This window comes from Nocardia farcinica (assembly GCF_029867845.1).
GTDB lineage: Bacteria > Actinomycetota > Actinomycetes > Mycobacteriales > Mycobacteriaceae > Nocardia > Nocardia farcinica_A.
On sequence record NZ_JARWRU010000679.1, the window covers coordinates 1 to 4480 of the forward strand.

Below are 4480 nucleotides of genomic sequence, written 5' to 3' on the forward strand. Positions count from 1 at the left end.
CGCGGGAACGGCGGTGCGCGACGGCAAGTTCGAATTCCGGGTGACCGCGGTGGACCCGCCGGTGCGTACGGTCGGCGACAACCAGTTCCTGCGGACCACGGCACAGGGCGAGTACATCCTGGTGCACGTCTCGGTCACCAATGTGGGCGATCGGCCGCAGACCTACTTCGGCAGCAATCAGAAGCTCTTCGATGCCGACGGCAGGCAGTTCGAGAACGACACCAGGGCCGAGATCAACCTGCACGACCACATGGCCACCACCATCAATCCCGGCAACACCATCGACGTGGTGCTCGCCTTCGACGTCCCGGTCGGCACGGTGCCCGCGAAGCTCCAGCTGCACGATTCGATGTTCTCCGGCGGGGCGAAGGTCGCGCTGCGCTGACCGTTCGGCACGACCAGCCGACCGGAACGGACCGGTCGGTTGTCGACCGCTCGACCTACAGACACCGATCGGTCCGCGATGCGATGCTGGCGATCCCGAAAGCCGTTCGGTTTGCTCATCGTTCGCGACGTGCCAGGAGGCGGACCCTTGTCAGTTCTCACCATCCCCCTCAACGAGGCCAATCCCGATCCCCGCGTGGCGTGCGTCGTGCTCGCCGACGTGTCGGGATCGATGGCAGGCGCACCGATCGCCGCGCTGCAGGAGGGCTTCGCAGCGTTCGTCGAGTACGTGACCGAGGACGACCTGACCCGCAAGCGGGCCGAGGTCGCGGTGATCACCTTCGGCACCCAGGCCCAGGTGGCGGTGCCGTTGCAGGAGGCGCGCACGCTGGAGCCGGTCCCGTTCTCCGCCAGCGGCAGCACGAACATGGCCGACGCCATCGACATGGCGATCGACATGATCGACCAGCGCAAGCGCGAGTACAAGGACAGCGGCATCCAGTACTACCGGCCGTGGTTGCTGCTGCTCACCGACGGCGCCCCGAACCTGCAGGGCTTCGACGCCGCGGTGGCGCGACTGAACGCGATGGAGGCTGCCAAGGGCGTCACCGTCTTCGCCGTCGGCGTGGGCGACAACGTCGACTACCGGCAGCTGGAGCGGGTGAGCACCGGCCGCCCGCCCGTCCCGCTGGCCGGGCTCCGGTTCAACGAGTTCTTCGAGTGGCTGTCGGCCTCGCTGGGCAACATGGCCTCCTCGGGCAATCACGGCACCTCCGACGAGCACGTGGCGCAGAACTCCGAGCATCAGGTCCCGCTGGCGCCGGTGGGCTGGACGACCGCCTGATGGTCCAGCTGCCCCGTTTCGTGCGGCCGCGGCAGAACGCGCCCTCGGCGGGCGCGGACGTCGATGGCCCACCGGTCCCGGCGGAACACGCGGCGTCCCCCGCGCCCCACCGGGATCTCGGCGCGCCGGCCCACCCGGCCGCCGGGGAACCGGCCGCCACCGGCCACCGCGCATCGGACACCACCGAGCCCGCATCGAGGTCCGCCGAGCACCACGCCACCGCCCACGGCACAGCCGGGCACCCCGCCGCCGGGCACGACACGACTGCCGGACCGGACACCGGAACCGTTGCCCCGCTGCGCCGTTGGGCCGTGAGCGGCGCCTCGGTCGCCGGGGAGGCGCACATCCGCAAGGGCCTCGGCTGCGACGACGCCTTCGCCTACGCGACCATCGGTGACCTGGTGGTGGCCGCGGTCGCCGACGGCGCGGGCAGCGTCACCCAGACCTCGGCGTGGGGGTCCTACACCGTCTGCGACCGGGTGGTGACCACGGTGTGCAGCCCGGTCTTCCTCGACTGGTTCGGCGACGTCGCGCGCGGCGAGGAGCCCGCGGAGCGTCCGATGCGGTGGCTGTTCGAGCAGGCGCTGACGGCGCTGCGGGCGCGGGCGCGCTACACCGGACAGCCGCTGGGCGAGCTGGCGACCACCCTGGCGGTGGCGATCGCGACACCCGGGCTGGCGGTCTTCGCGCAGATCGGGGACGGGGTGATCGCGCTGCGCGATCACGGTGGGGTCCGCACGGTCCTCGCCGAGGAGAAGGGCGAGTACGCGAATCTCACCTGGTTCGTGCAGTCGCGCGACGCCTTCACCGCCTCCTTCCGCGTGCACACCGCCACCGATGTGGACGCGTTCGCGCTGAGCACCGACGGCATGGCCTACAAGATCACCGATGTGGCGACCGGCGCGGCCTTCGTGCCCTTCTTCGAGGGCGCGTGGGCGGCGACGGCGGCGAACGAGCTCAGCGAGACGGCGTTCGCGTCCTGGCTGCGCGCCATCCCCGACGACCAGACCGGTGACGACAAGACCGTCGTGCTCGCGGTGCTCGGCGAATCCCCCGACGGCCCGGCGGGCATCGAACTGGAGCACCGGGTGCAGTCGCGCCGGCCACCCGGCCATGTCGCTGCCCCGGTGGCCGACGCCGAGGGCTGACCATGCAGAACCTCGTCGGACAACGGTTCCGGCTCGACGACGGACGGACCGTCCGGCTGGGCGCGCAGTTGGCACGCGCGGGCGAGGGCACGGTCACCGAGGTCGCGGGTCATCCCGAATGGGTGGCCAAGATCTACCACGCGCACCTGCCGAAACAGGGTCTGGACGCCCGCGCGGGAAAGGTGCGCGCCATGGCGGCCGCGAAACCGGCGGGCGCCAGGCAGCCCGACGGATTCGTGGTGCTCGCCTGGCCGGAACACGCCCTGCTCGGACCGGACAACCGGGTGCGCGGGTTCGTCATGCGCCGGATCGACACCTCGAAGACCGTCGAGGTGCACAGCCTGTCGAACCCGTCGGACCGGGCCGACCCCAATCCGAAAGGCCCGCAGTGGCCGCGGGCGATCACCTGGCTGCACCTGGTGAACATCGCCCGCAATCTGTGCCGGGCCGTGGACAGCGCGCACAAGGCGGGCGCGGTGATCGGCGACTTCAACGAGCGCAACATCCTGGTCACCAACACCACCCTGGTGACCCTGGTCGACTGCGACTCCTTCCAGTTCCGCTCCGGCACGACGGTCTATCCGTGCGGGGTGGCGCGACCGGAGTTCCTGGCGCCCGAGCTGGCGAAGGCCGATCTGGCCGGCCACATCAGGGACAAGTCCTCCGACCTGTTCGTGCTCGCCATCCACATCTACCTGCTGCTGATGGCGGGCAATCACCCGTTCTCACGCGGCAACTGGACCGGGCCGGGGGAGCAGCCGGAGGCGCTCGAGCTGGCCGCGGGCGGGCACTGGGCCGGTGGCGTGAACTCGAAACTGAAGCAGCACAAGGCCGCACCGCCGGTGAGCATGCTCTCCCCCGCCGTCAGGGAGTTGTTCGAGCGGGCGCTCGGCGTGGGCGCCACGCGGCCCTCGCGGCGGCCCTCGGCGGCCGAGTGGCAGCGCGCGCTGGCCGCCATGACGCTGGTGACCTGTGCGCGCGACAGCTCCCACGTGTACGCCGACCACAATCGCTCCTGTCCGTGGTGCGCGCTGGCCACCCGGCAGAAGGGCACTGTCACCGGCGCCGTGACGCGACCGAGGGCGACGACGACCCGGACCGGCACACGGGGCACCCGCGCCGCGACGGCCACCGCCGCGACAGCGACCCGACCGGCTGCCAAGACCACGGCCCGAACCACAGGGGCCCGAACCACAGCGGCCACCACCGCGGCGCGCACCCGGACCACCACCGCGCGCACGACCGGCCCCACGACCTCCCTGCTCGGCCAGGTGCTCGCCGCGAGAACCGAACTCGACGGGCGCATCCTCTCCTACGCCTTCTGGACATCGGTGACGGTGCTGGTGCCGTGGCTGATCGGGCGTTTCCTGCTGCGCGGCCGGTTCCTTCCGGTCTCCGAGCAGGTCTACGACGGCGACATCCGCCCCTGGTGGCCCTACTTCTGGGCCGAACTGCTCGGCGGATGCGCGCTGATCTGGTTGCTCGCCGCGGTCGCGTTGGTGCTGCGGCCGTGGGGCGGACGCGCGTCGGCCGTCGTGGCCGGCGCGGCGCTGTTCGCCGGTGCGGTGTGGGCCGGACCGTCCGCGCGGACGGCGTTCGCGGCGGCCGAGGCGGAATCGGTGGCCGCACAGGACGCCGACCGGTATCCGCTGGAGCGCTACCACCCGGTCTGCGGTTCGATCAGCGCGGGCGAGCGCGCGGCGAAGGGCGCGCCGGTGCACTCGCGGTGGCAGTTGTTCGTGTACACCTCCGAGCCGGGCAGCGGACAGATCTGCGATCGGGTCGCGCTCTACCACGGGTGGCGGGAGGTCGACGTCCGTTCGCTCCCGGCGGACCTCGACCTCGGCGATGTCGCGGGCAATATGGCGGTCCGGTTCCAGGAGTCCGGCGAGTCGCACGCGGAGAGCGTGAACTTCTGGGGTTACGACCCCGCCGGGGTCTGGCTGGAGGCGCACGCCACCGACGGGCGCACGGTGACGACGAATCTCGGCGCGGAGGCCCGCCTGCGGCTGCGCTAGCGCGTGCCCGGCGGCGGAGCGCACATGCCGCGGGGGGGGGGGGGGGGGCCCCCCCCCCCCCCCCCCCCCCCCCCCACCCCCCCCCC

4 protein-coding genes are annotated in these 4480 nt (G+C 72.0%); all 4 read left to right on the top strand.

The features are described 5' to 3' along the window. Positions 1–385 (top strand): DUF4352 domain-containing protein (locus QH283_RS14900; protein WP_280503594.1); only part of this gene is annotated, 385 nt, incomplete at its 5' end. 147 nt (positions 386–532) lie between these two features. Further along, entirely contained in the window at positions 533–1228 is a 696-nt protein-coding gene (locus QH283_RS14905; protein WP_280503595.1) for a vWA domain-containing protein, read from the top strand. Then, complete coding sequence (locus QH283_RS14910) at positions 1228–2376, top strand: PP2C family serine/threonine-protein phosphatase (RefSeq protein ID WP_280503596.1); 1149 nt, start codon at positions 1228–1230, stop codon at positions 2374–2376. Before QH283_RS14905 ends, QH283_RS14910 begins: the two co-directional genes overlap by 1 nt. Before the next feature lie 2 nt (positions 2377–2378). Then, positions 2379–4394, top strand: a complete 2016-nt coding sequence (locus tag QH283_RS14915) for a hypothetical protein (protein WP_280503597.1) — start codon at positions 2379–2381, stop codon at positions 4392–4394. Positions 4395–4480 lie beyond the last annotated feature (86 nt).